This window comes from Alkalimonas amylolytica, assembly GCF_900107845.1.
Lineage (GTDB): Bacteria > Pseudomonadota > Gammaproteobacteria > Enterobacterales > Alteromonadaceae > Alkalimonas > Alkalimonas amylolytica.
In genome coordinates, this window is record NZ_FNRM01000006.1 from 182,361 (window position 1) to 207,423 (window position 25,063).

Below are 25,063 nucleotides of genomic sequence, written 5' to 3' on the forward strand. Positions count from 1 at the left end.
ACAGCATCTGCTACCCTTATGAGGCAGCCAACAGGCTGCTCGTCTATTTCTTTCAACGGTAACCCGGAGTAAATAATGCCAAAGTTTCGTCAACAAGCCTTCCAAATCGCACTGTATATAAACTGCGGTTTATTGTTACTGACACTGCTGCTGGCCTTTTTACACAACACCTGGGCACTGGCACTACTGATTGGCGTGCCGGCAGTTATAATCCCTTTCTGGTTGCAACAAAGTCTGGGCGATCATGCGCTGGCACGTATCAGCTATGGCATCAGTTTTATGTTGTTTTGTGCTTTGCACATCCAGCAAAGCATGGGCATGACCGAGGTTCATTTTGGTATATTTGTTTTACTGGCCATTCTGATTGCGTTTCGGGACTGGCTGGTGATTCTGGTAGCCGCTGCAGTTATTGCGGTGCATCACTTGCTCTTTATGTGGTTACAGGCCAGTGGCCAGCCGCTGTACTTGGTACCGGAAGGCAATGCCACTTTTAGCATTGTGATGATCCATGCCGCTTATGTAGTCGTTGAGGCCGTGGTCTTAATGATTATTTGCCGTTACAGCTACAAAGAAGCCCAGATTGGCCAGTTTTTTATGACTAGCTCGCAGCAGATGCTGAACCAACAAGGGCACATTGTTCTAAGGACACCAGAACCGAAGGTTGATTCACGGCTTATTCGCCGCTTTGTCGAGGTGATCAACACCATGCACCAGACGGTTACCACCATTGATAAGGTAGCAAAACAATTGGATCAAGAATCGGATGAGTTGCTGCAACAAGGCAGCTCACTGGCAGATCGCATGACGCAAAAAATGAAAGAGGTGGAGCGCATCGCCTCAGCCACCGAACAAATGTCGGCCAGTATTCAGGAACTGGCCGAACTGGCCTCTCAGGTACTAACGCTGGCTCACGACTCCGACAAAGCCGCCAGTTCAGGTCAGATATCCATTGACACCACCATTCGAACCATTCAGCAACTGGCAGATAACCTGACGGCCTCCCGTCAGAAAGTGCATGGTATGGCGGAGTCCACCCAGGAAATTAAAGGCGTGCTGGATGTGATCCAGGGCATTGCCGAGCAAACCAATTTACTGGCACTAAACGCTGCAATTGAGGCAGCCAGGGCTGGAGAGCAAGGCCGTGGCTTTGCCGTGGTAGCCGATGAAGTACGAACGCTGGCCTCACGCACTAACAGCTCCGCGGGTGAAATCAAAGGCATGATTGAACGCATGGTAAAAAGCAGCCAACAGTCGGTTGAAGCGGTGGATCAGTGCCTGGCTCAACTGGAGCAAACCAAAGACAGCGCCAGCCACAGCGGCACGCAACTGCATGCCATTCTGGAGCAGGTAAAACGAGTACTGCAATCGGCCGAAGTGATGTCGACCACCCTGACGCAACAAGGCCAGGCCAGTCAGGAAATTGCCGAATCAGCCCAGCAGCTAAGCAGTATGGCATTGGAGCAACAGCAACAAGGGCAGCGCGTAGTCCACATCGCCAGCGGTGTGGAAGGAGCCACTAAAACACTAGGCCGGGAAATGGCACGTTTTAGTAATCAAACATCATGAAACCACTGTGCGCTAGCGTGTTACTGGCAATTTGGTTGCTGCTAAGCGGAGCGCTGCTATGGCAAGACCAGCGCTCGCTGGTAGGCCCCTTCGATCAGCACCAGCACTGGCAGACAGCCCCATTGCACGGGTCAGAATTAACAAGCCTTATACCTGGGGACAACTCGAACGCATGGTTGCTGGTGCATGTGGAAGATCCCGACTGTCGCTGTCACCGGCAACACCAGGAGCATCGTCAGGAATTGCAGCAAACATTTGCCAATATTCCTCAATACACTGTCAGTGTGAAGCAATTACGGCAACAGGGACTGTTGCTGCCAGCGGCACCGATGGCCATCTTGCTTCAACAGGGAGCACTTGTGTACGCTGGCCCTTACTCCGCAGGAGCGGCATGCGGCAATAGCGATGGCTGGATTGAATCCTTAGTTCGTGGCGAACTGAAACTGGCCGGCAGTTGGCTCAATGGTGAAAGTAGCAGTTGTCGCTGCCTGCAAGCAGGTTGATTAGTACCAAAACAACACAGCCACCAAGCTGGCCGCCAGGCAGTAATACAGCATCGGTACCAGGGTGTAGCGAATAATATCCCCTTCACGGCCACTTAAATTCACCACACTGGCGGCCGCCACCACATTGACCACACAGATCATATTGCCGGCATTAGCACCGAGCAATTGCAAACCCAGTACCAGCGTCTCTGGCAAGGCCGCTTCTGCTGCCACCGCTTGCTGAAAGGACGCAAACATCATGTTGGAGAACGTGGCCGAACCAGCCAAAAAAGAACCCAAAGCCCCCACCAACGGGGCCACCCAAAGCCAGTAATCGGCCAGATGCAGCGCTGCTACCTGCGCCAGTTCAAACGGCATGGCAGCGAGCCCGGCTTCATTGACACCGGATTGCAGGAAGATCCGCACCATAGGCACAGAAGCCATCAGCGCAATAGTTGCAGGCCCAAGCCGGGCCAGGCTGTCACGGCCGGCTTGTTGCAAACAGCGCAGCGGGCTCTGACGCTGCACGCTTTGGTCCAGCGGGTTTTTATGCAGCGGACTTTTGTGCAGCCAAAGCGTCAGCAAAGCCACCCATACAAAAAAAGAACCCGGTAAATACAAAGGTGCCAGACTGGCGCTGATGCTAGTGCCCAGAATATCCGGCCAACGCAACACCCAGCCACTAAGCCAGCCCTGTAAAGGCAACTGCGGTACCCGGCTTAATACCAGCAGCACAGCGACCAGTACATAAGGTGACCAGGCCCGCCAAAGCGGCATCGCCAGCGGCATGCTCAAAGCTTGACGCTGCAAGTCTTCGCTTTGGGTTTTGTCTTCGGCCGAGAAGTACCAGGCCCGTTTAGGTAACAAAATGCGATAGCGCGCTAAAGTGCTCATCAGCGCCAGCCCCACCAAAGCCCCTAAAATGGATGGAAACTCCGGCCCCAGCGCCCAGGCCACGGCATAAGCCGGTACCGTAAAGGCGAGCCCCCCCAGGATGGCAAAAGGAGCCAGTTGCAAGGCAGGCCACCAGCTTTTATCCTCACTGAAAAAACGGGTCAGGATCAAACAGAGGATCAGTGGCAGCAAGGAGGCCACCAGCACATCAATGCCAATGGCGGTCAGAGCAATGGCTTGCAGCGCTTGCGGGCTGGCAGCTGCCATGCCCTGCCCCATGCCTACCAGCACCGGGGTACCGACCGCTCCAAAAGACACGCTGCTGGAATCGGCTATCAGCGCCAGCACCACTGCTGCCAGCGGCGAGAAGCCAAGCGCCACCAGCAACGGGGCTGCAATGGCAGCCGGGGTGCCAAAGCCGGCCGCCCCTTCTAAAAAACTGACAAAGAGCCAGCCAATTAAGATGGTTTGCACCCGCCTGTCCGGAGAGAGTTTGGCAAAGCCTGCCCGGATCACATCCAAACCGCCGCTGTGCCGCAGCACATTCAGCAGCAAGATAGCGCCAAAGACGATCCATAAAATGCTGATGGCAATCACGCTGCCTTCCAGCATGGCGGCCAGCAATTGGCGCAGTGGCATCTGCCAGACCAATAGCGCCAACAGGGCAGACACCAGCAAACTCAGCGGCATGGCGCGGGTGGCAGGTAGGCGCAGCAGTACCAGCAATACAAAGACACTGAGTACCGGCATCAGCGCCGTCAGCCATTGCAAGCTGGTCATGTCATCCGCTCCTAGTCAATAAAACCATACTGCTGGGCTACCCGGTCAAAGTACTGCAGACACTGTTTGGCGTACTGGCGCTTTTCCACATAATTGCCGGGAAAGAAGTTTTTCTTAAAGCCATAAGCCACCATATCTTTTAAGCGCTTAAACGGAATGTCAAAGTGATCCAGCGCCAGCTTGTATTCATCACTCAGCGTGGTGTTGGAGACCAGCCGGTTGTCGGTACAGATCACCGTCGCCATGCGGTTCTTGAGCATTTCGCCAAACGGATGCTGGCGAATATCGGCAATGGCCGGATTGGTTTGCAAGTTGCTGGTCAGACAGACCTCAATGGCAATGCGTTTATCGGCCATAAAGGAAGCCAGGCGCTGACTGTAGGCCACAGGATCAACAATGGCCGGGTCCTGAATGCGCTCCGGTAAAAACAACGAATAGCCGTGACCAATGCGATCAGCATGGCACTCAGCGATGGCTTCGAACACGCTTTCAGCACCATAGGCTTCACCGGCATGCACGGTTTTCAGCAAAAAATGCTGATGGGCGAACTCATACACCTCTTTAAATTTACTGGCCGGATAACCGGATTCCTGACCGGCTAAGTCCAACCCGACAATCGGCAAGCCTTCATCATCGCGCAGCCGCACACTGGCCCGCACCAGCTCCATCGCCGCCAGTTTAATGACCTGCATCGGTTCAAAGTCGCGCATTAATTGAAACAGCTGGTCGTAATAGGGCGAAAAGCCTTTGGCGGCAAACATCCGCATGGCGCAGTTGATAATGCCATAACGAAAAGGCGGCTTGCCTTGCTCCAGCACAGCGGCCGAGTTGTTGTATGCCTGCTCGGCTTGCTGCAAGCCGGCGTTCACAGCCCGCATCACGGTATCAAAATCCAGCCCACGGCTTAAATCCATCAGCAGCTGAGGGGCAAAGCGCACTTCGATGTAATTGACCCCTTCGGCCAGATTATCCTGTGCCAGCTCATAAGCCGCCTGCGTCAGATGATTGGCATCGCGGAGCACAGCACAGGTGTATTGAAAGCCGCGCAGGTATTCGCCAAGGTTTTGATACGCTGGTTTAAAGACCTGGGCCTGCAACCCTTCCACGGTATCGGCCGGTAGCGGCACTTTCAGCGTCTTTGCCATTGCCAGTAAGGTATCCAGCCGTAAGCTGCCATCTAAATGCAGGTGTAAATCGGCTTTGGGCATGGCGCGGATAAAGTCGGTGGAGTATCGAGGCATGGCAGCATCCTGTGGCAATGATGGCTTTAGTGTAGCCGTAAATGCTCTGCTGCTGAAGGCAAAAGGCCAGTCGCATTAGCGACTGGCCTTATTTTAGGCAACCGAACCAAGCTTATTGCATGGCAACCCAGGCTGCACACCAACCCTCGTTGGCCACTAATTTACCAGGGAAAATGGCACAAGGACGCCAGTCGGCTTCCTCCCCCTGGATTAGGTTGCAGTTGTGGCAATACTGGCCTTCCACTTCCGACTCGTGGGTGTAACGCATCGCCACCGCCAGCGGATCATCCAACTTCACCTTTTCAGCGGCAATGGCCCTCAGACTGACACCGCCTAGTGTCATTCCGATTAGACCGCCGGCGGAGAGCTTGAGAAACTGACGACGTTTTTCATTGGTTTTAGACATGGTGTTACTCCTGCATTGTGAAAACAAATTTTTTATTGTTCTTTCATAATACTGCGTAAAGTCCACTCTGGTTTTGATGCTGCGCAACAAAAACCCGGCAGACAATGACTCCCTAGAGCTTAGTTGCTTTATTGCTAAAACCCAACCCTGCATTGTGACTTCCACCCGACCGCTCTACAATGAAGACTCCTGAAGTCGTTCGGAGTTTCCTGTGCAGGTTGATCACAGTTATGCCCGCTTACCCAGTGTCTTTTTCCAGCCCTGGCAAGCCAGCCCGGTAGCAAACCCCAGCTGGCTGGCATTTAATCAGCAACTGGCGACTGAGCTTGGCCTGCCAGCACAGCAAGGTCAAACTGAGCAAGGCTTGCTGCAATTTTCCGGTAACGCCGTGCCCGATTGGGCCAAGCCACTGACGCAGGCCTATGCTGGCCATCAGTTTGGCCAATACAATCCGCAGCTGGGCGATGGCCGGGCGCTGTTGCTGGCAGAAGTGATTGCCAACAATGGCAAGCGCTATGATATTCAGCTCAAAGGCGCAGGACCTACGCCCTATTCGCGTGGTGGCGATGGTCGCTCCGCCATTGGCCCGGTGATTCGGGAGTATCTGGTCAGCGAAGCCATGCAGGTGCTGGGCGTGCCTACCACCCGGGCCTTAGCGGCCGTTACTACCGGTCAGAACGTTTACCGCGACGAGCCTGTGCCAGGTGCCATTTTGACCCGAGTCGCCAGCAGCCATATCCGCATTGGTACCTTTCAGTACATCGCCGCTTTAGGCAATCCTGACTATGTGCGCCAGTTGGCCGATTATGTGATTGACCGGCACTACCCGGACTGCCAACAGCGGGAGAATCCTTATCTCGCCTTACTGGGGCAAGTGGTGAGTAAGCAGGCGAGACTGATTACCCACTGGATGCGGCTGGGCTTTATTCACGGCGTGATGAATACCGACAATACCAGCATCTCTGGCGAAACCATCGACTATGGCCCCTGTGCTTTTATTGATCAGTACCAATCCGATAAGGTGTTCAGCTCCATTGACCGCCGTGGACGCTACGCCTACAGCAATCAACCTCCGATAGCGCTCTGGAACCTGGCCCGGCTGGCCGAATGCCTGCTGCCACTGATCGCGGATGATGAAAAAACCGCGGTGGCGTTGGCGACCGAAGCGTTGCAGCAATTTCAGTCGCAGTACGAAGCTCAATGGCTGCAACAGATGGCCGCCAAACTCGGTCTCAGCCAGACTGAGGCTTCGGACAAAACCCTGATTGACGACTATCTGCAGTTGCTGGAGCAGCAGACAGTCGATTTCACGCTGGGGTTTCGCTACCTTAGCGGGGAACTGCGTGCCGGAGCAGATATAAAAGCCAGTGATCTCTTTGCCAACACAGATGCCTTTAGTACCTGGCACCAGCGCTGGCTGGCGCGGCTGGCAGAACAAGCGCTGAGCTATACTGAAGTAGCCGATCGAATGGACAGTGTGAATCCGCTGCTGATCCCGCGCAACCACTTAATTGCCAAAGCGATTCAGCAAGCAGAAGACGATGGCGATCTGCGCTTTTTTCAACGCCTGCAACAGGCCTGGCAAACGCCTTTTGCCAGCACCAGCGACGCGGATTTAATCGCCCCACCCAAGCCCGAAGAAGTGGTGCACCGGACTTTTTGTGGCACCTGAGATGACAAGCCAATAAAAAACCTGCCAGGGCTCGCGCCGCTGGCAGGTTTTTTTATTGCTCAGTCTATCTTACTGGCCTTTGATTTCGCTACGGCCTTTGTAGATGGCTTTATCGCCCAGCTCCTGCTCGATGCGTAGCAGCTGGTTGTACTTAGCAACGCGATCCGAGCGGCACAGCGAGCCGGTTTTGATTTGACCGGCCGCGGTACCTACCGCCAAGTCGGCGATAAAGGCATCTTCGGTTTCACCACTGCGGTGTGAAATCACCGCGGTAAAGCCGGCGTCTTTGGCCATTTTGATGGCAGCCAGCGTCTCAGTTAACGAGCCAATCTGGTTGAACTTGATCAAAATGGAGTTGCCGATGCCTTCTTCAATCCCACGGGTCAGGATCTTGGTGTTGGTGACAAACAAATCATCACCGACCAATTGCACCTGATTGCCAATTTTCTGGGTTAGGTCTTTCCAGCCATCCCAGTCGCTTTCATCCAGACCATCTTCAATCGAGACAATCGGGTATTTTTGCGTTAAATCGGCCAGGAAGTCGTTAAAGCCGAAAGAGTCAAAGCTCTTGCCTTCGCCTGACAGCACATACATGTTGTCTTTGTAGAACTCAGAGGCAGCACAATCCAGCGCCAGGGTGATGTCTTTGTTCATTTCGTAGCCAGCTGCTTTGACCGCTTCGACGATCACCGCTAAGGCTTCTTCGTTCGATTTCAAATCTGGCGCAAAACCACCTTCATCCCCCACGGCAGTATTCAGGCCGCGCTGTTGCAGCTCTTTTTTCAGCTGATGGAAAATCTCAGCGCCCATCCGCAGGCCTTCGCTGAAGCTCTTAGCGCCGACCGGCTGGATCATAAATTCCTGGATATCGACGTTGTTGTCGGCATGCTCACCGCCATTGATGATGTTCATCATGGGTACCGGCATGGAGAACTGGCCTGGCGTGCCATTTAAATCGGCAATGTGCTGATAGAGTGGAATTTTTTTATCTGCAGCAGCAGCACGCGCCACCGCCAAAGAAACCGCCAGGATGGCATTGGCACCCAGCTTGCTTTTACTTTCGGTCCCATCGAGCTCGATCATAATGCGGTCAATCTCAGCCTGTTGCTGGGCATCTTTTCCAAGCAGCGCGGCTTTGATAGGGCCATCGATATTGGCCACAGCTTGCTGCACGCCTTTGCCCAGGTAACGGCTTTTATCGCCATCGCGTAGCTCCAGCGCTTCGCGCGAGCCGGTCGAGGCACCAGACGGGGCACAGCCACGGCCGATAATGCCGCTGGTTAAAATCACATCCGCTTCCACGGTCGGGTTGCCACGCGAGTCAATAATTTCGCGGGCAATGATATTGGCAATAGTTGACATAGTAGTTTCCCTGTAGAAAAAACAACAAAGCCGTGCGACTTGGGCACGGCCTGGTTTCGGTTATACGCGTTGTTGCTTCTGGTGCTGGTGGCTGGCCGCCACGAAGCCCTCGAACAGTGGATGTCCATCCCTGGGTGTGGAGCAAAATTCCGGATGGAACTGGCTGGCCACAAACCATGGGTGGGTAGGGATTTCTATTATTTCCACCAGTTGGTTATCGGCAGATAGCCCGGATACCACCAGGCCTGCTTCTTTCAGTTGAGGTAAAAAATGGTTGTTCACTTCGTAGCGATGACGGTGCCGCTCCTGGATCACATCCTTGCCATAGATGGCACGGGCTTTGGTCCCCTTGACCAGATTACAGGCCTGGCTGCCAAGCCGCATGGTGCCCCCTAAATCCGAGTCTTCGCTGCGGGTTTCCAAAGCACCATCGGCATCCAGCCACTCAGTAATCAAGCCCACCACAGGATGGGTACTGGCTTTATTGAACTCGCTGGAGTGCGCATCAGTCATGCCCGCAACATGGCGGGCAAACTCGATCAGCGCGACCTGCATACCAAGGCAAATGCCAAGGTAAGGCACATTGTTCTCACGGGCGTACTGCGCCGCCTTGATTTTACCTTCCACACCGCGCTCGCCAAAGCCACCTGGCACCAAAATGCCATCCAGCCCGGCCAAAATGCCGGTGCCTTTGCTTTCGACATCCTGTGAATCGATGTACTTAATGGTCACAGTTAAACGATTCTTCAGACCGGCATGGCCCAGAGCTTCATTGACCGACTTATAGGCATCTGGCAATTCGACGTATTTACCCACCATACCAATGGTGACTTCACCGGTCGGGTTCGACTCCTGATACAACACCTGTTCCCACTCGGCCAGATCGGCTTCTTTGCAGTCGATATGAAAACGGCGTACCACCAGATCGTCCAGCCCCTGCGATTTTAACAACGCCGGGATCTGATAAATGCTGGAAACGTCTTTTAAACTGATAACTGCTTTTTCTTCCACATTGGTGAACAGCGCAATCTTGGCGCGTTCATTGGACGGAATGGAACGATCAGAGCGGCAGACCAGGATATCGGGCTGAATACCGATAGAGCGCAACTCTTTCACTGAATGCTGGGTCGGCTTGGTTTTAATTTCACCAGCCGTCCCCAAGTAAGGCACCAGCGTCAGGTGCATAAACAAGGTGCGTTCACGCCCTACTTCGGTCGCCAACTGACGAATGGCTTCTAAAAATGGCAAGGATTCAATATCACCTACAGTACCGCCAATTTCGACAATGGCAATATCATGGCCTTCAGCACCCGCCACAATACGGGATTTAATTTCATTGGTGATATGCGGGATCACCTGAATGGTGGCCCCCAGGTAATCACCACGACGCTCACGGCGAAGTACATCGGCGTAGACAGCGCCCTGGGTAAAGTTGTTGCGCTTGGACATCTTGGTACGGATAAAGCGCTCGTAATGGCCAAGGTCCAGATCGGTCTCGGCGCCGTCTTCTGTGACGTACACTTCACCGTGCTGGATGGGGCTCATGGTGCCTGGATCCAGGTTGATGTAAGGGTCCAGTTTCAGGATGGTGACGCTTAAACCGCGTGCTTCCAGAATGGCGGCCAGCGACGCTGCCGCAATGCCTTTACCAAGGGAGGAAACCACCCCGCCCGTCACAAAAATATACCGTGTAGTCATGAGACCCCTAGACGACGTTAATGAAAGCAAAGATAACCAATGGCCCCAAACATCAGCAACGACAAAATCACCCACAGCATGGGTGTTGCTTACGATGGAAATTTGGTATCAGGACGGGAGGAAAGTATAGCAAAGCAAAGCCTGCGGCTCAATGCTGTTGCAGGGAAAATCGCCAGGCCTGTTCAACTGACGATAATACGGGTAATTAATGGACAAGAATTTGAATGTCTTGATTACTGTGAATCAGGTCCAGCTCGCCTTTTTTAAAGAGCTCAAAAATATCATAGTGCGCCATCGGTGCTTGCTGTTGTATGGAGCAACCACTGGTTAAATGCTCTACTTCAGGTTTCTGCAAACCAGAAAGCGCAATAACCTGACCTTCCGCCTCAGAGACAATCAGCAGCTCATCCAAAAAACTGGCCTTTCCAAAGTGGTTCTCTCTGAAATAGGTGGAGTAAAAGGTGTAATTACTGTCTTGTGCTTTATGCCGAAGGAATAGCACCTGTGCCTCCCCTGAGCGATTCAGCTCTGAGTAGTAAGCAATATTTTCACCATCGTATGTCGTAAACAGAATGGATGCAGGGCTCCAACTTTCGATGCATACCTCATTAACCTGATTACGGTAAACAATATCTGAGCCCGAAATCTTTTCAAATCGTTCAGGAATAATCCATTGACACCCCATAAAAGTGGGCGGCTCAGCAACCAGCCCCAAGGAATAAAAAGAAGTGAGATAAAGCAGGGTTCTTAACACTTTCACGGCTTAAGCTCCCGGACAATATTTTTATCAAAATAGTGGATCGTTTCTATCCGGCAAACAGAGTTACACTCCCACCAAACCGCAGTTACCATAGGGTACTGACTCGCAACGGCCGTGGGCCCCAAGATTTTTGTTACCATTCCAACCCCACCAGCATATGAGCCAGAGATGATAATAGGTGTTTGAGCTTGAACTACATCGGCATTAAGCAGTTCCACTGCTAAGTTTCTTAGCAATAGTACCTGCATATTTAATTGCTGCTGCAGCTGTCTGTCATTAAACCTTTCTGTGCTCAACCCTTGCCAGAGCAGTAACTGTCTAAAATCAGCGATGCTCATTTTTGAAAGCCGGTTCATTTCAGCTACTGTTGCATTTCGCATTCTGGCAGCAGTGACTCGGTTTACAGTTAGAGAGGAGTCTTGGAGACTGGCTTTAGCAACTTCGGTCTTTTTTCGCTCTTTGTTGCTTAATCTTGGTGTTATTGAGGCACCACCTACCAAAACATTTAGCGTAACCATAAAAAACATCCATGAAATTTACAATTAACCAAATAGTATCAATAAAAAATCATAACATCAACAAAACCCATATTTAGTTTCTGCCCTTAATCAGCTCCCAAAGCGCATCCATTTCAGCCAAATCACTTTGCTGCGGGGTTTTGCCCTGCTTGCTAAGTTCCGCTTCCACCGCCCGGAAACGGCGCTCAAACTTGCTGTTGGCCTGGCGCAGCACGCCTTCTGGCTCCAGCTTGTGCTTGCGTATTACATTGACCAGGGCAAACAACAGGTCACCGAGCTCTTCCGCCAGCGCCGGGCTGTCCGCCGGCAGCTCCTCGACTTCGGCCACTTCTTCTTTGACTTTATCCCAGGCACCAGCCACATCGCTCCAGTCAAACCCAACGTTGGCGCAGCGTTTTTGCAGTTTGTAAGCCCGGCTTAAAGCCGGCATGGCGGCCGGAATGTTATCCAGCACGCTGTGCTGACCGCTGGCTTTGCGCTCATCGCTTTTCAGGGCTTCCCAGTTTTGCAGCACCTGGTCCGCATTCTCGATCGGATTGGTGGCTGTGGTATCGGCAAACACATGCGGGTGACGGCGCACCAGCTTGTCGCAGATAGCCTGCACGCAATCATTGAACTGAAAGCGGCCTTCTTCTTCCGCCATGCGGGCGTAAAACACCGTCTGAAACAATAAATCGCCCAGTTCGTCTTTCAGCTCATCAAAGCTTTGCCGTTCGATGGCATCAGCCACTTCGTAGGCTTCTTCCAGCGTATAGGGCACAATGCTGCTGAAGGTTTGCTTGATGTCCCAGGGGCAGCCATGCTCCGGGTCCCGTAACCTGGCCATAATGGCCAGTAAATCATCCATCTGGTACGACATTGCTTCGCTTCCGTTAATTCTGGTGGCAGCGCCGGGCTTCCAGCACATCGTTCACCTGACTGATTTTACTCAGCAGCTTGTTCAATGAATCCTGGTTGTATAGCTCCAGCGTCATCGTAATCACCACGCTTTGTTCTTTGATGTTGGAATGGCTGTTCATCTGGGTGACATTCGCTTTCTCATTGGCCAAAATACTGGTGATATCACGCAGCAAACCATTGCGATCATGCGCCAGTATACGAATATCGACCGCATAGCCAGAGGCATACTGATCGCCCCAGGTGGCATCCACCACCCGCTCCGGATGCTGCGCTTCCATCAGTTTGAATTGGTCGCAATCATCCCGGTGCACCGCAATACCCCGGCCCTGGGTAATGTAGCCAATGATGGCATCGCCCGGCAGCGGCTGACAACAACCAGCCATATGGGTGAGCAGGTTACCTACCCCCTGCACCACTACATCACTCTGGACTCTGGGTGCACTGGGCTTTTGCTTTAACCGTGGATCAATTTGTGGTTCATTGGTTTTCGGCTGCTGGCTTTGCAGGTAATGCACCACCTGCGTTAGCTTGATGTCCCCGCCGCCAATGCCCACCAGCAGTTCGTCCATGCTGTTGACATTAAAGCGCTGCAACACCTTGGCCGGATGCTCCATCGGCAGATTAAGCTTAGCCAGCTCACTGTCCAGCAAGTCGCGGCCGGCAGCCAGGTTTTTGTCTTTGTCCTGCTGGCGGAACCAGTACTGTACTTTGGAGCGGGCCCGGCTGGATTTCAGATAACCCAGGTGCGGGTTTAACCAGTCGCGACTTGGATTTTGCTCGCGCCCGGTCAGAATTTCCACCTGATCGCCGGTTTTTAACTGGTAGGTAAAAGGCACAATGCGACCAGATACCTTGGCCCCGATGCAACGATGGCCGACGCTGGAATGCACATAATAGGCAAAATCAAGCGAGGTTGAGCCCAGCGGTAAATCGACAATATCGCCTTTAGGGGTAAACACATAGACCCGATCTTCGGTGACCTGGTTGCGAAGCTCTTCGGCCAGATCGGCGCTGTCGACCACCTCTTCCTGCCACTGCAACAGCTTGCGCAGCCAGCCAATTTTCTCATCATAGCCTTCGCGGCCATGCTGAGAGCCTTCTTTGTACTTCCAATGCGCCGCCACGCCAAGTTCGGCATCTTCGTGCATCTGACGGGTGCGAATTTGGATCTCCACCGCTCGGCCCTGCGGGCCTATCACCACGGTATGAATCGACTGGTAGCCGTTTTGTTTTGGTGTCGCGATGTAATCATCAAACTCGGTGGGCAGATGCCGCCAAGAGGTATGCACCAAACCCAGGGCGGCATAACAGTCTTGTACTTTTTCGGTGACAATGCGCACCGCGCGGATGTCGTACAGCTGATCAAAAGCCAGATGCTTTTTCTGCATCTTTTTCCAGATGCTGTAGATATGCTTGGGCCGGCCATAGACTTCGGCAGCCAGGCCGGCTTCTTCGACTTTTCGTTCAATCTGCGCGACAAAGTCCTGCATAAACTGCTCGCGATCAAGCCGTTTTTCTTCCAGCAAGCTGGCAATCTGTTTGTACAGTTGTGGGTGCAGATAACGAAAGGCCAGATCTTCCAACTCCCACTTGATTTGACCAATACCTAAACGGTTCGCCAGCGGGGCAAAAATGGCGTTGGTTTCCTTGGCAGCCAGTACCCGGGTTTCTTCGTCGGCATTTTTAACGTTGCGCAGCTCACAGATCTGACTGGCCAGCTTGATCACCACAGCGCGGACATCTTCGACCATTGCCAACAGCATGCGGCGCAAGTTATCGGCTTGCTGCGGTTGCAGTGTTTGGTTGACCCCAATCGGGATGCTGCGAATGGCTTCCATCTGTTTGACCGCCAGCAACATCGGCAGGACAGCGGCAGGGAAATTATCTTCAATGCTTTCGGCAGACAGCAGGCCGGCATCAAACAGCGGGAACAGCAAGGCCGCCAGCAAGGCGTCTTTATCCATCCGTAACTCGGACAGAATTTCGACCATTTCCCAGCCATCACGCAGCTTGGGCTGGTCGGCACCCAGCTCGTTCTGCAGCAACCAGGACTCAGCTGCCAGCAGTGCATCGATTTTCTTATCCGATAGCTTAAGCGCCGTTAAACGGCTCAGCAGTTCAGTGCTATCGGTCCGGTGCACATGGCGAACGGTGACCATGGTTTTCCCCTTGTATTGTCAAATCTAAGCCACTAAGGCCGATGAGCTGTAGCGGTTGGGTACGCTAAGCAGACGCTTTTTTCCAGGGATGGAAAAACGCAGCCCCCATGGATGGGTTTACGGCGTGTCTGTGTGCGCTACCCAGCCGATGCAGCCTGCACCCAAGCTAAATCTCTCTGATTAAACCTGCTCAAACAGCGCCATCACTTCCAAATGCCGGGTTTGAGGGAACATCTCCACTGCTTTTAGCCGCGTCAGCCGATAGCCCTGCTGCAGCAGTTGAACAGCATCACGGGCCAGGGTCTCCGGATTGCAGGAGACATACAGCACTTTGCCGGCTGCCAAACGCGCTAACTGCTCAATAGCACCACTGGCACCAGCCCGAGCAGGATCGAGTAAAATTTTATCGTAACGCTGACGGCTCCAACCGCTATCCGGCCAGGGTAAATGCAAATCTGCCTGCGCAAACTGCACATTGCTAAGACCATTGTTGGCCGCATTGGTTTCAGCGCGGGCAACCATAGCCGCCAGACCTTCCACCCCAATGACTTCCGCGGCTTGCTGTGCCAATGGCAGGCTAAAATTACCAATACCACAGTACAAATCCAGCACCCGATCCTGCGGTTGAATCGCCAACCAGTCAAGTGCCGTTGCGACCATTTGCTGATTCACCACGGCATTGACCTGAATAAAGTCGTCGGGTCGAAAACTCAGCTGCAGCTGCTGCGATGTTAAAGTGTAACTCAGGTCAGGATCACCCTCTTGCCAGGCAGTAAAGCAGCCGGCCTCAGCCTCCCCAAACCAACGGGCTTCTTGCCAACTAGCACAAAGCAGCTCAATATCGCTAGCTGGCAATGGTGCGGTATGGCGCACCACGATAGTAGCTACCCCATCAGCATCTATCAGATCCAAATGCGTAATGCTCCGGCCCTGTTGCAAGCGTTTCAGCACCGGCAGCAGCTTCTGGAAGACCGGCTGCAGCACCGGGCTTAGCACAGCACACTGCATCAGTGGCTGAATGCGAAAATCGCCTTGCTGGCGAAACCCCAGCTGAAACTGCTTTTTGCTCTGCTGATACCAAACCCCCAACCGGGCCTTACGACGATAACCAAAGTCAGGACCCGTGATGGCCTGCTGCCACGGCAGTTGCTCAAGCCCGAGCTGATGGCACAGCAGTTGCTCCACCGCTTGTTGTTTCCAACGCAGCTGTGCAGCAGGTGTGGCATGTTGCAACTGGCACCCGCCACACTGCTGAAAATGCGGACAGACCGCAGGCTGTCTTTCTGGCGAGGGTGTCAGTACTTTTTGCAGCTCGGCTTTGCTGAAGTTTTTTTTCTGGCTACTGAGTTTAACTTGCACGGTTTCGCCCGGCAAAGCGCCCGGCACAAACACCATGCGACCATCCAGCCGCGCCAGCCCCTGGCCCAGATGATCTAAAGCACTGATGGTAAGACGCTGGGCAGGCTTCGTAACGACAGCTTTTTTTGCTTGATAAATGATGGCCATAGCTAAAGACCCTTGTAGGCATTTTCTGACGATTGTGTCATGATAGCTGAATCAATGGGCTATTGTAGCAAGCCGCTTTCGCCATGACGACTCTTGCGCTGCATCATCGCGTTCTGTTACTAATTGTTGCACCGACTTTTCTGATCAGTGCACTGCTTGGCTGGTATTTTACCCAGGCCCGCACTCAGGATGTACGGCACTTTTTAGAACAACAGGCCAGCAATATCGCCGAACCGCTGGCACTGGCCAGTGCTGAAGCGCTGGCGCAAGACAACCAGTATATGCTTGGTCAATTGCTGGATGTGAGCCATCGAAAGAATTCGCCGTTGGTTAAGAGTATTACGGTGTTTGATCCCCAGCACCAACTGATAGCTACCAGCAATCACTACCCCGGCATTCATCAGCTTACGCTCCAAGGCAACAAAGCTCCGTTGCAATTTACCGAGTTAGAAAGCGCCGCCAACTGGTTAATTATTCGAACACCTATTTGGCGACAGGCAGAACCAGAAGTAGCACCTCAACAACTAGGTTATCTGGCGGTGCGACTGCAGCGCGATAGCCTGATTCTGGCAAGACAATCGTCTATCCTGACGTCCGTGCTGGCCGTGCTGGCGGCACTCCTGCTCAGCACTGTGCTGGGCTGGCTGGCCAGCCGCACTATTAACCGGCCCATCCAGCAGATGCTGCAACTCATTCAGCAAGCCCAATCGTTATCCTTACCGATGAAATCGAGTTCAGAGCAATCCAGCGAACTGCAGCAGTTAACCCTGGGCATTGAGCAACTGATCACTTGCTGCCAGGAGCTGCAGGATGACATGCAGCATCAGGTCGAACAGGCCACCGCCGACTTACAACAAAGCATGGAGCAGCTGGAAGTCCAAAGCATTGAACTGGAGCTTGGTAAACGTAAAGCCATGGAGGAAAACCGGCAGAAAACCGAGTTTTTAGCCAAGATGAGCCATGAATTACGCACACCTCTGAATGGGGTGCTTGGTTTTACCCGACAATTACTGAAAACTCAGCTCAGCGCCAGTCAATTCGACTACTTGCAAACCATTCAAAAATCCGCCAATAGCTTGCTGGTACTGGTCAATGACGTCTTGGATTTTGCCCGATTAGAAGAAGGGCGAATGCCGTTAAACCAGCAGCCAGTGTCTTTGCGTGAACTGCTGGATGATGCCACCGAGCTGTTAGCAGCTCAGGCATTTGAAAAGCAACTGGAGCTGGCACTGATTGTCGACCCCAGCTGCCCGGATGACATCGTGGTAGATGCCACCCGTCTCACCCAGGTACTAATGAACATTGCCGGTAATGCCATTAAATTTACCGACCGGGGCAGCGTACTGATCCGGGTACGAGCCAGCATTTTATCCGAGCATCAGCTGAGCTTGCATATTTCGGTGCAAGATACCGGCATTGGCCTTACCGAAGAACAACAGCAACAAGTATTTCGTGGCTCTGGTCAACAGAAAACCAATATCGGCAAACACACCGGTGCAGGCCTAGGCCTGATGATTTCGCAAAAGCTGGTGCATGCCATGTCGGGCCATATCGGCGTTGACAGCCAAGCCGGTAAAGGGGCCACCTTTTGGTTTACGCTTGAGTGCAAACGGCATCCGACCACGGTGGCAGAACCTTTACCGCTCGAATTGCTGGATAGCAAACGGTTACTGTATTTCGAGCCGCAACAATATTCACGTGAAGCCTGCAGCAACCTGCTGCTTAGCTGGGGGCTCAATGTCACCCTCTGTGCCACCCAGGCCCAATTGCAACAAGCCCTTGCACATCAACAGCATTACGACTTTGCCTTACTTGGCCGTACCTTATCATTGCATCAGCTGAACCAAATCCAGGAGCTGGTGCAGCGTGTCAGACCGCAATGCGATCATTGCTTTTTGCTGGTCAATACACTCTCACCGCACCTGCGTGAAGCCATTCAGTTATCCGGTGCAGATGCTTGCCTCTCTAAGCCGGTGCATCACCGTAAATTAGCGCTGGTCCTGGCCCAGCCCTATGTGCAACAAGTGAGCATCGATGCTGTGGCATTAAAACCTGCCAAAGCCAATTTGCGGGTGCTGGTAGTAGATGATAACGAAGCCAATCTCAAATTGATCCATACCCTGTTGTCGGAGCTGGTGCTGCACGTGGACACAGCAGTACATGGTGCTGAAGCTTGGCACAAAGCCACCCAGCATCTGTACGACATGATCTTTATGGACATTAATATGCCAGTGATGGATGGTGTTGAGGCTTGTCACAAGATCCAACAAAGCTCACTGAACGAACAAACGCCGGTGATTGCGGTGACTGCTCATGCGGTTGCCGGTGAGCGTGAGCGATTGTTGCAGTTGGGTTTTGCTGATTTCTTGAGCAAGCCGCTGGATGAACACATGCTACAACTGACTTTGCAAGAGCATCTGACACTAAGCAAACCGAGTGCCCAGCTCCGACAAGAGCCAGCCATACCCCACAGTAACTACATCGACTGGTCGTTGTCGCTGCAACGTGCTGGTGGCAAAGCTGAGCTGGCTCTGGAAATGCTGCAAATGCTGTGCAACTCCTTGCCTGAATCCTATCAGCATATTGAAAATGCCTGGCAAGAACGTGATGCAGAGCAACTGTTGCACCATGTACACAAGCTGCATGGCGCCACCTGCTACAGTGGTGTGCCACAATTGAAGCAGCTGACGGAGCAGCTGGAAACGCAGCTAAAACGTGGTCAGAGCCTGGAGCTGCTGGAGCCGGAAATGCTGGAGCTGGCCGATGTGGTGCAAGGCCTGTTGCAAGACTTAGCAGGCACCGAGTGGCAGCAACTGGTAGCAACACCAGAACGACAGGTGTGATTCAGCACTCCAGAATCACGGTAGCACAAGCATAGTCCTGCTCATCACTGATGCTGAGCCAGCAATGGTGAATTTGCCGCTGTTGCAATAATTCCTGGCTGTAGCCGCTGCAAACCAGTATGGGAGCTCCGGCTTCATCGTGGTTGATTTGAAATTGCTGCCAGGACACACCTCGCCCAATACCAGTCCCTAAAGCTTTGGCAGCCGCCTCTTTGGCCGCAAAACGTTTGGCTAAAAAGCGGGCTGGCTGAGCATGACCGACAAACTCGACCAGTTCGGTCGCAGTAAGCACACGCTCCGCTAACGCAGGGCTGCGTGCCAGACTGCGTTCAATCCGGCTGATTTGCACGATGTCGGTACCAAGCCCGGCTATCGCCATCAGCGACGCGCCTCAATCATCAGTTGCTTCATATCCGCAACGGCAGCATGCAGGCCGCTAAACACTGCTCGGGCAACAATGGCATGGCCAATGTTCAGTTCATACATTTCAGGTATCGCCGCGATCGGCTGCACATTGTGGTAATGCAAGCCGTGACCGGCGTTCACCACCAAACCTTTACTGTGTGCATAACGGGCAGCCTGCTGAATACGCACCAGTTCCTGCTGTTGCTGTTCACCACAGCTTTCAGCATAACGGCCGGTATGCAGCTCAATGTAAGGTGCTCCAGCTGCCAGCACCGCGTCGATCTGGCTCACATCAGGGTCAATAAACAAAGATACCAGTATATTGGCCTCGCCAAGACGATGGCAGGCCGCACGAACTTTAGCCAGTTGGCCGGCTACATCCAGCCCGCCCTCCGTGGTCAGCTCTTCACGCTTTTCCGGCACCAGACAACAGAAATGCGGTTTGACATCCAGCGCTATGGTCAGCATTTCTTCCGTCACTGCCATTTCAAAATTCAAGCGGGTACTGATGGTCTGATTCAGCAAATAAACATCCCGATCGACAATGTGACGGCGGTCCTCGCGTAAATGCACGGTTATGCCATCAGCACCGGCTTGCTCCGCCACCAAGGCTGCATGCACTGGCTCCGGATAATTGGTGCCACGCGCCTGGCGTAACGTTGCGACATGATCGATATTAACGCCCAGATAAATTGCAGACATTGCAGTCTCCTTAAGAATGTTCATCCTGCCACGGCATCCGCGCTGTTTCGGGGATCCGCTGGGAAAAAAGTCCCCTGCTTTGCAATGGCTTATCACCAAGCAAGGGTTGCAATAGCATACGGCTGATTTTTTTAGCGGCTTGGCGGCACCCCGGCTCTGACCAAAACCCCTGGTCAATCTGCTGCAAAAGCAGGCCTGAAAAACCCTGCTCGGCCGGACACCAGCCCTGCTCGTGCTGCCAGCTATAACAAAGCTGCGGCTGCAACGGCTGGCCGCTGGCATCCAGCTGCCAGTCTACCGGCTGGCCAAGCTCAGCCAGCAGTGCGAATTCGAACTGTCGCAATACCGGCTCCAGCTGCTCCAACTGGGCTGGTTGCTGCTGCAAATGCTGCAGCGCTGTCTGATAGAGCGAAAACAGCTGATCACTGGCCAGGTTATCCGGCCATACCCGGCACAACAACTCATTCAGGTAAAAGGCACAGAGCAGCGCCACACCCTGCAATGGGATCCCAGGTGCCTGCTCTTCCAGTTTCAAAATGGTTTTTAACTCATGGCTGCCGGTCAACTGCAGTGTTAACAGTTGAAAAGGTTGTAACGGTTGGCGCTGTTTGCCACTGCGTTTGCGAACCACTGCCGATAAACGACCTAACTCCGGCAACAGCAGCTGCAGAATAACCTTATGCTCAGCCAAAGGCCGGCTGTGTAGAATATACGCCGCATGCCAGGGCGTTGTCAGGCTAGTTCTCGCCATACCCCAGGCTGCGCAAGGCGCGCTCATCATCGGCCCAGCCCGATTTGACCTTCACCCAGATTTGCAAAAAAACTTTTTGCTCCAACAAACGCTCCAAATCTTTGCGTGCTTCAGTGGCGATGGTTTTCACCCGTTCACCTTTATTGCCTATCACCATGCGCTTTTGGCTATCCCGCTCCACCAATACCAGAGCGGCTATGTGGTATAGTTTCTCTTCCCATTTAAAGCGCTCAATTTCCACTGTAACCGAGTAAGGCAATTCATCGCCCAAAAAGCGCATCAGTTTCTCGCGCACAATTTCTGCCGCCATAAAGCGCATGGATCGATCGGTGACATAATCTTCCGGAAAAAAGAACTCACAGGCCGGTAGCTGCTTTTGTACCAAAGCGCGCAGTTCAGCCACATTCTTACCATTTTTGGCAGAAACCGGCACAATTTCCAGGAAGTTCAGCTGCTGACCTAACCACTGCAACTGCTGCATCAGTTTTTCTTTATCCGCCACCTGATCGGTCTTGTTTACTACCAGAATCACGTCTTTTTTGGCAGCAATCAACCGGTTCAACACCATTTGATCGTCGTCTGTCCAACGGGTACCTTCTACCACAAAGAGCACCAGCTCTACATCCAGAATGGAGCTGGCCGCTGCTCGATTCATGAGCCGGTTGATGGCACGCTTTTCTTCAATGTGCAGGCCCGGGGTATCGACATAGACGGTTTGCACCTCATCACGGGTATCGATGCCCAGAATACGGTGCCGGGTGGTTTGTGGTTTACGCGACGTAATGCTGACTTTTTGACCAATCAACTCGTTCAGCAGCGTGGACTTACCGACATTGGGCCGGCCTACAATGGCGACCAGGCCAGCGCGGGTTGCTGGCTGCTCGGTTTCAGTGTTCATGTTGAATCAGCTCCAGCATTTTATGGGCGGCATCCTGTTCGGCCTTGCGACGCGAGCTGCCGGTAGCCTGCACTGCGGTACGGCCTTCGATGGTGCAGCTGACGGTAAAGTGCTGATTGTGCGCCTCACCTACCGTCTCTTCCACCTGATACACCGGCAAGGCCAATCGGCGGCCTTGCAAGTATTCCTGCAGACGGGTTTTCGAGTCTTTTTGCTGCTGCGGTGTAATCTGCTGCAAACGGCTGGCAAACCAAAACAGGATCCGCTCTTTGCAAACGTCCAGGCCTGCATCCAGATAGATAGCGCCAAGAATGGCTTCAAAGGCATCAGCCAAAATGGATTCACGGCGATGACCGCCACTTTTCATTTCACCTGGCCCAAGGCGCAGGTAATCGGCAATCGACAGTTCGCTGGCAATTTCTGCTAAGGTGACACCTTTGACCAAAGAGGCACGCATCCGGGTCAGCTCGCCTTCTTTTGCATTTGGAAAATGCTGATACAAGGCTTCGGCGATAACCATGCTTAAAATGGCGTCCCCTAAAAATTCAAGCCGCTCATTGTGGCGGCCCTTGCAACTGCGGTGAGTCAGCGCCTGTTGCAATAGCTCTGGCTCGGTAAAGGAGTGCCCAAGTAACGGCATCAAACGGCTTAACGGGTTTTGTTGCCTGTTCATCTAACGAATACGTCCTATGCGCTCAAAGCGAACGCCAATTGGAATAAAGCGTGGTAGCACACGATCCGGATTGTCGCTAAACTCGAAGCTCATCCAGATAAAGACCGCTTTACCCACCATTAAATCTTCTTCAATAAAGCCAAAAAAACGACTATCACGGCTGTTATCACGGTTATCACCTACAGCAAAATAATGACCTGCAGGCACCAGCCACTCATCGATGGCTGTGCCCGCCTGGCGGAAATACTGGCCTTTTTGCTCCGAAAATGCAGCGGTCAGTAAAATATCGTACTGCTTATCGCCGAACTGCTCCGTATATCGCCGCTGGGGGTAGCCTTGTTGGGTAAACTCGCCTTCCGCAGTAAAACTATAGCGGATTTGCTCCAGGCCCGGGCAATTGCCTTGATGCGCTTCGGTGCAGGCCCGCTGAATGAAAAACTGCTTATCACGGTAAATCACCCGATCGCCAGGCAAGCCGATGATACGTTTGATATAATCCAGCCGCGGATTTTCCGGATATTTAAACACTGCAATATCCCCATGCTGGGGCTGGTTGTTTCGATACAGCGTTTTACGAAATACCGGATCTTTCACATCGTAGGCAAACTTCTGCACCAAAATAAAATCGCCCACCAACAAGGTAGGCATCATCGATCCCGATGGAATTTGAAAGGGCTCAAACAAAAAAGACCGCAGCACCGTTATAATGGCAATAATCGGGAAAATGGACCGTGCCGTTTCTGCCAACCAGGGTTCTTTGGCGATACGCTCGATGGTTTCAGGTGGTAGCTTGCCGCCGGCCGCAGCGACCGCCTGCTCCACCTGCTCACGCCGTTTAGGCGCAAACAGACGGGCATCCAGCAGCCAAATCAAGCCACTGGCCACAGTAAGCAGCACCAGAAATATTGCAAAGTATCCAGCCATAAGGGGGGTCCTGTATTATTTATCCATGCGCAGTACGGCCAGGAAGGCTTCTTGTGGTACTTCCACATTGCCTACCTGCTTCATCCGCTTCTTGCCTTCTTTTTGTTTTTGCAGAAGTTTTTTCTTACGGCTGACGTCACCACCATAACACTTTGCAATAACGTTCTTCCGCAGTTGCTTAACCGTAGTGCGGGCAATGATGTGGTTGCCGATCGCCGCCTGAATGGCAATATCAAACATCTGGCGGGGAATCAGCTCTTTTAATTTATCAGCCAGTGAGCGGCCACGATTCTGGGCAAAATCACGATGGCAAATCATCGCCAGCGCATCAACACGCTCACCATTGATAAGTACATCGACCCGCACCATGTCCGATTCCTGGAAGTGTTTGAAGCTATAATCCAATGAAGCATAGCCGCGGCTGGTCGACTTTAAGCGGTCGAAGAAGTCCATCACGACTTCCGCCATTGGCAACTCGTACACAACGGCCACTTGGCGGCCGTGGTAGGTCATGTTGACTTGGGTGCCACGTTTCTCGACACAGAGTGTAATCACGTTACCCAGATATTCCTGCGGTACCAGAATATGCGCTTCGACAATCGGCTCACGAATTTCAGCGATATCATTGACGGCTGGCAAAATACTAGGGTTATCGACCATCACGATATCACCGGATTTGGTTTTTACTTCATAAATAACCGTAGGTGCCGTAGTAATCAGATCGAGATCGTATTCCCGCTCCAGACGTTCCTGGATGATTTCCATATGCAGCATACCCAGGAAACCAATACGAAAACCAAAACCCAAAGCACTGGAGCTTTCTGGCTCGTAAAACAGTGAAGAATCATTGAGGCTAAGCTTGGCCAATGCATCGCGAAAATCTTCGTAATCATCCGATGAAATCGGGAACACACCGGCATATACCTGAGGCTTCACGCGCTTGAAGCCCGGTAAAGGAGCTGTTGCAGAGTTTTTGGCTAAGGTCAGGGTATCACCAACCGGCGCCCCTTTGATTTCTTTAATGCCGGCAATCACAAAACCCACTTCACCCGTTTTTAGCACGCCGGTGTCGGTCGCTTTAGGGCTGAATAAACCAATCTTATCGACTTCGTAAACCTGACCGGTCGACATCACTTTAATTTTGTCTTTTTTCTGGATCTGACCATGCTTAACCCGTACCAGCGACACCACACCCTGATAAGGATCAAACCAGGAATCAATGATCAGTGCTTGAGTCGGTGCATCTGGCTCCCCTTCTGGTGGGGGAATTTTTAGCACGATGGCTTCCAGCACATCTTCAATGCCAAGACCGGTTTTTGCCGAGCATTGCACCGCATCGACCGCTTCAATACCGATGATATCTTCCACTTCGGCACTGACCCGCTCCGGATCAGCCTGAGGCAAGTCAATTTTGTTAAGTACAGTCAAAACTTCCAGATCCATCTCGATGGCGGTATAACAGTTCGCCACTGTCTGAGCCTCAACCCCCTGGCCGGCATCCACTACCAGCAGAGCGCCTTCACAAGCTGCCAGTGAGCGACTGACTTCGTAACTGAAGTCAACATGGCCTGGGGTATCAATAAAGTTCAGCTGATAGGTTTCACCATCGCGGGCTTTGTAATGCAGAGTGACGCTTTGCGCTTTAATGGTAATGCCGCGTTCGCGTTCCAGATCCATCGAATCCAGCACTTGCTGCTGCATTTCACGGTCTGACAAACCGCCGCAATGCTGGATCAGGCGATCCGACAAGGTGGACTTGCCGTGATCAATGTGAGCGATGATGGAGAAGTTACGGATATGACTGAGTTTTGGCATAATGTCTCAAATTGTTCAAACGCTGTGCCCTGCTCTGCTGGCTTCATTGCTCTAACGCAGCAGATGGCATGATTGGATTATCGGCGAATTGTACTCGATCCTGCC

The 25,063-nt window shown here is 52.7% G+C and carries 21 protein-coding genes; 4 read left to right on the forward strand and 17 right to left on the reverse strand.

What is annotated here, in order from left to right:
- The first annotated feature begins 75 nt into the window (after nt 1-75).
- Together BLW37_RS12850 and BLW37_RS12855 are read left to right on the forward strand one after the other, a co-directional pair.
- Nucleotides 76-1,566 (forward strand): methyl-accepting chemotaxis protein, encoded by a 1,491-nt coding sequence (locus BLW37_RS12850; RefSeq protein ID WP_091343482.1) that lies wholly within the window; start codon nt 76-78, stop codon nt 1,564-1,566.
- Nucleotides 1,563-2,069, forward strand: a complete 507-nt coding sequence (locus BLW37_RS12855) for a DUF6436 domain-containing protein (protein ID WP_091343484.1) — start codon at nt 1,563-1,565, stop codon at nt 2,067-2,069. The genes BLW37_RS12850 and BLW37_RS12855 overlap by 4 nt, the downstream gene beginning before the upstream one ends.
- Here BLW37_RS12855 and BLW37_RS12860 read toward each other — a convergent pair whose 3' ends face one another.
- The 3 genes from BLW37_RS12860 to BLW37_RS12870 form a co-directional block, all read right to left on the reverse strand.
- Nucleotides 2,070-3,725, reverse strand: coding sequence for an L-lactate permease (locus BLW37_RS12860; protein ID WP_091343486.1), 1,656 nt, complete (start codon nt 3,723-3,725; stop codon nt 2,070-2,072).
- An 11-nt stretch (nt 3,726-3,736) separates the two neighbouring features.
- Nucleotides 3,737-4,966 carry an adenosine deaminase family protein gene (locus BLW37_RS12865; RefSeq protein ID WP_091343489.1) on the reverse strand — a complete coding sequence of 410 codons (1,230 nt, stop codon included), beginning with the start codon at nt 4,964-4,966 and terminating at the stop codon, nt 3,737-3,739.
- 112 nt (nt 4,967-5,078) lie between these two features.
- Complete coding sequence (locus BLW37_RS12870; RefSeq protein WP_091343756.1) at nt 5,079-5,372, reverse strand: high-potential iron-sulfur protein; 294 nt, start codon at nt 5,370-5,372, stop codon at nt 5,079-5,081.
- 211 nt (nt 5,373-5,583) lie between these two features.
- Here BLW37_RS12870 and BLW37_RS12875 point away from each other — a divergent pair, with 211 nt between their 5' ends.
- Nucleotides 5,584-7,044: a protein adenylyltransferase SelO gene (locus tag BLW37_RS12875; RefSeq protein WP_091343490.1), complete on the forward strand. Its 1,461-nt coding sequence runs from the start codon at nt 5,584-5,586 to the stop codon at nt 7,042-7,044.
- A gap of 69 nt (nt 7,045-7,113) precedes the next feature.
- Here BLW37_RS12875 and eno read toward each other — a convergent pair whose 3' ends face one another.
- The 7 genes from eno to rlmD form a co-directional block, all read right to left on the reverse strand.
- The gene (gene eno, locus BLW37_RS12880; RefSeq protein ID WP_091343491.1) at nt 7,114-8,406 is read right to left on the reverse strand and encodes a phosphopyruvate hydratase; all 1,293 of its coding nucleotides are present in this window, start codon (nt 8,404-8,406) and stop codon (nt 7,114-7,116) included.
- 60 nt (nt 8,407-8,466) lie between these two features.
- Nucleotides 8,467-10,104 (reverse strand): CTP synthase, encoded by a 1,638-nt coding sequence (locus BLW37_RS12885; protein WP_091343493.1) that lies wholly within the window; start codon nt 10,102-10,104, stop codon nt 8,467-8,469.
- A 205-nt stretch (nt 10,105-10,309) separates the two neighbouring features.
- Nucleotides 10,310-10,864: a hypothetical protein gene (locus tag BLW37_RS12890; protein ID WP_139243718.1), complete on the reverse strand. Its 555-nt coding sequence runs from the start codon at nt 10,862-10,864 to the stop codon at nt 10,310-10,312.
- A complete protein-coding gene (locus BLW37_RS12895) occupies nt 10,861-11,382 on the reverse strand; it encodes a hypothetical protein (protein WP_091343496.1) in 522 nt (173 codons plus the stop codon). Before BLW37_RS12895 ends, BLW37_RS12890 begins: the two co-directional genes overlap by 4 nt.
- A gap of 73 nt (nt 11,383-11,455) precedes the next feature.
- Nucleotides 11,456-12,241 carry a nucleoside triphosphate pyrophosphohydrolase gene (mazG, locus tag BLW37_RS12900; RefSeq protein WP_091343498.1) on the reverse strand — a complete coding sequence of 262 codons (786 nt, stop codon included), beginning with the start codon at nt 12,239-12,241 and terminating at the stop codon, nt 11,456-11,458.
- A gap of 13 nt (nt 12,242-12,254) precedes the next feature.
- Nucleotides 12,255-14,441 carry a GTP diphosphokinase gene (relA, locus tag BLW37_RS12905; protein WP_091343500.1) on the reverse strand — a complete coding sequence of 729 codons (2,187 nt, stop codon included), beginning with the start codon at nt 14,439-14,441 and terminating at the stop codon, nt 12,255-12,257.
- A 180-nt stretch (nt 14,442-14,621) separates the two neighbouring features.
- The gene (rlmD, locus tag BLW37_RS12910) at nt 14,622-15,947 is read right to left on the reverse strand and encodes a 23S rRNA (uracil(1939)-C(5))-methyltransferase RlmD (RefSeq protein WP_091343502.1); all 1,326 of its coding nucleotides are present in this window, start codon (nt 15,945-15,947) and stop codon (nt 14,622-14,624) included.
- A gap of 83 nt (nt 15,948-16,030) precedes the next feature.
- Here rlmD and barA point away from each other — a divergent pair, with 83 nt between their 5' ends.
- Nucleotides 16,031-18,790: a two-component sensor histidine kinase BarA gene (barA, locus tag BLW37_RS12915; protein WP_091343505.1), complete on the forward strand. Its 2,760-nt coding sequence runs from the start codon at nt 16,031-16,033 to the stop codon at nt 18,788-18,790.
- Nucleotide 18,791: 1 nt separating this feature from the next.
- On the opposite strand, the gene acpS is transcribed toward barA, so the two are convergent.
- From acpS to lepA, 7 genes are read right to left on the reverse strand one after another with little or no spacing between them, the layout of a single operon-like run.
- On the reverse strand, nt 18,792-19,169 hold the full coding sequence (gene acpS, locus BLW37_RS12920) for a holo-ACP synthase (RefSeq protein WP_091343506.1): 378 nt from the start codon (nt 19,167-19,169) through the stop codon (nt 18,792-18,794).
- Nucleotides 19,169-19,897, reverse strand: a complete 729-nt coding sequence (gene pdxJ, locus BLW37_RS12925; protein ID WP_091343509.1) for a pyridoxine 5'-phosphate synthase — start codon at nt 19,895-19,897, stop codon at nt 19,169-19,171. Before pdxJ ends, acpS begins: the two co-directional genes overlap by 1 nt.
- 10 nt (nt 19,898-19,907) lie before the next feature.
- The gene (recO, locus tag BLW37_RS12930) at nt 19,908-20,648 is read right to left on the reverse strand and encodes a DNA repair protein RecO (protein WP_091343511.1); all 741 of its coding nucleotides are present in this window, start codon (nt 20,646-20,648) and stop codon (nt 19,908-19,910) included.
- Nucleotides 20,635-21,546, reverse strand: a complete 912-nt coding sequence (gene era, locus BLW37_RS12935; protein ID WP_091343513.1) for a GTPase Era — start codon at nt 21,544-21,546, stop codon at nt 20,635-20,637. The genes recO and era overlap by 14 nt, the downstream gene beginning before the upstream one ends.
- On the reverse strand, nt 21,536-22,219 hold the full coding sequence (gene rnc, locus BLW37_RS12940; protein WP_091343515.1) for a ribonuclease III: 684 nt from the start codon (nt 22,217-22,219) through the stop codon (nt 21,536-21,538). Before rnc ends, era begins: the two co-directional genes overlap by 11 nt.
- Nucleotides 22,220-23,143: a signal peptidase I gene (lepB, locus tag BLW37_RS12945; protein ID WP_091343517.1), complete on the reverse strand. Its 924-nt coding sequence runs from the start codon at nt 23,141-23,143 to the stop codon at nt 22,220-22,222.
- A gap of 15 nt (nt 23,144-23,158) precedes the next feature.
- Nucleotides 23,159-24,958, reverse strand: a complete 1,800-nt coding sequence (gene lepA, locus BLW37_RS12950) for a translation elongation factor 4 (RefSeq protein WP_091343519.1) — start codon at nt 24,956-24,958, stop codon at nt 23,159-23,161.
- Nucleotides 24,959-25,063 lie beyond the last annotated feature (105 nt).

What these genes read in the sequence shown, in the direction of transcription:
- BLW37_RS12850 (WP_091343482.1), top strand. Translation starts at nt 76, where the DNA reads ATGCCAAAGTTTCGTCAACAAGCCTTCCAAATCGCACTGTATATAAAC.
- BLW37_RS12855 (WP_091343484.1), top strand. Translation starts at nt 1,563, where the DNA reads ATGAAACCACTGTGCGCTAGCGTGTTACTGGCAATTTGGTTGCTGCTA.
- BLW37_RS12860 (WP_091343486.1), bottom strand. Translation starts at nt 3,725, where the DNA reads ATGACCAGCTTGCAATGGCTGACGGCGCTGATGCCGGTACTCAGTGTC.
- BLW37_RS12865 (WP_091343489.1), bottom strand. Translation starts at nt 4,966, where the DNA reads ATGCCTCGATACTCCACCGACTTTATCCGCGCCATGCCCAAAGCCGAT.
- BLW37_RS12870 (WP_091343756.1), bottom strand. Translation starts at nt 5,372, where the DNA reads ATGTCTAAAACCAATGAAAAACGTCGTCAGTTTCTCAAGCTCTCCGCC.
- eno (WP_091343491.1), bottom strand. Translation starts at nt 8,406, where the DNA reads ATGTCAACTATTGCCAATATCATTGCCCGCGAAATTATTGACTCGCGT.
- BLW37_RS12885 (WP_091343493.1), bottom strand. Translation starts at nt 10,104, where the DNA reads ATGACTACACGGTATATTTTTGTGACGGGCGGGGTGGTTTCCTCCCTT.
- BLW37_RS12895 (WP_091343496.1), bottom strand. Translation starts at nt 11,382, where the DNA reads ATGGTTACGCTAAATGTTTTGGTAGGTGGTGCCTCAATAACACCAAGA.
- mazG (WP_091343498.1), bottom strand. Translation starts at nt 12,241, where the DNA reads ATGTCGTACCAGATGGATGATTTACTGGCCATTATGGCCAGGTTACGG.
- relA (WP_091343500.1), bottom strand. Translation starts at nt 14,441, where the DNA reads ATGGTCACCGTTCGCCATGTGCACCGGACCGATAGCACTGAACTGCTG.
- rlmD (WP_091343502.1), bottom strand. Translation starts at nt 15,947, where the DNA reads ATGGCCATCATTTATCAAGCAAAAAAAGCTGTCGTTACGAAGCCTGCC.
- barA (WP_091343505.1), top strand. Translation starts at nt 16,031, where the DNA reads ATGACGACTCTTGCGCTGCATCATCGCGTTCTGTTACTAATTGTTGCA.
- acpS (WP_091343506.1), bottom strand. Translation starts at nt 19,169, where the DNA reads ATGGCGATAGCCGGGCTTGGTACCGACATCGTGCAAATCAGCCGGATT.
- pdxJ (WP_091343509.1), bottom strand. Translation starts at nt 19,897, where the DNA reads ATGTCTGCAATTTATCTGGGCGTTAATATCGATCATGTCGCAACGTTA.
- recO (WP_091343511.1), bottom strand. Translation starts at nt 20,648, where the DNA reads ATGGCGAGAACTAGCCTGACAACGCCCTGGCATGCGGCGTATATTCTA.
- era (WP_091343513.1), bottom strand. Translation starts at nt 21,546, where the DNA reads ATGAACACTGAAACCGAGCAGCCAGCAACCCGCGCTGGCCTGGTCGCC.
- rnc (WP_091343515.1), bottom strand. Translation starts at nt 22,219, where the DNA reads ATGAACAGGCAACAAAACCCGTTAAGCCGTTTGATGCCGTTACTTGGG.
- lepB (WP_091343517.1), bottom strand. Translation starts at nt 23,143, where the DNA reads ATGGCTGGATACTTTGCAATATTTCTGGTGCTGCTTACTGTGGCCAGT.
- lepA (WP_091343519.1), bottom strand. Translation starts at nt 24,958, where the DNA reads ATGCCAAAACTCAGTCATATCCGTAACTTCTCCATCATCGCTCACATT.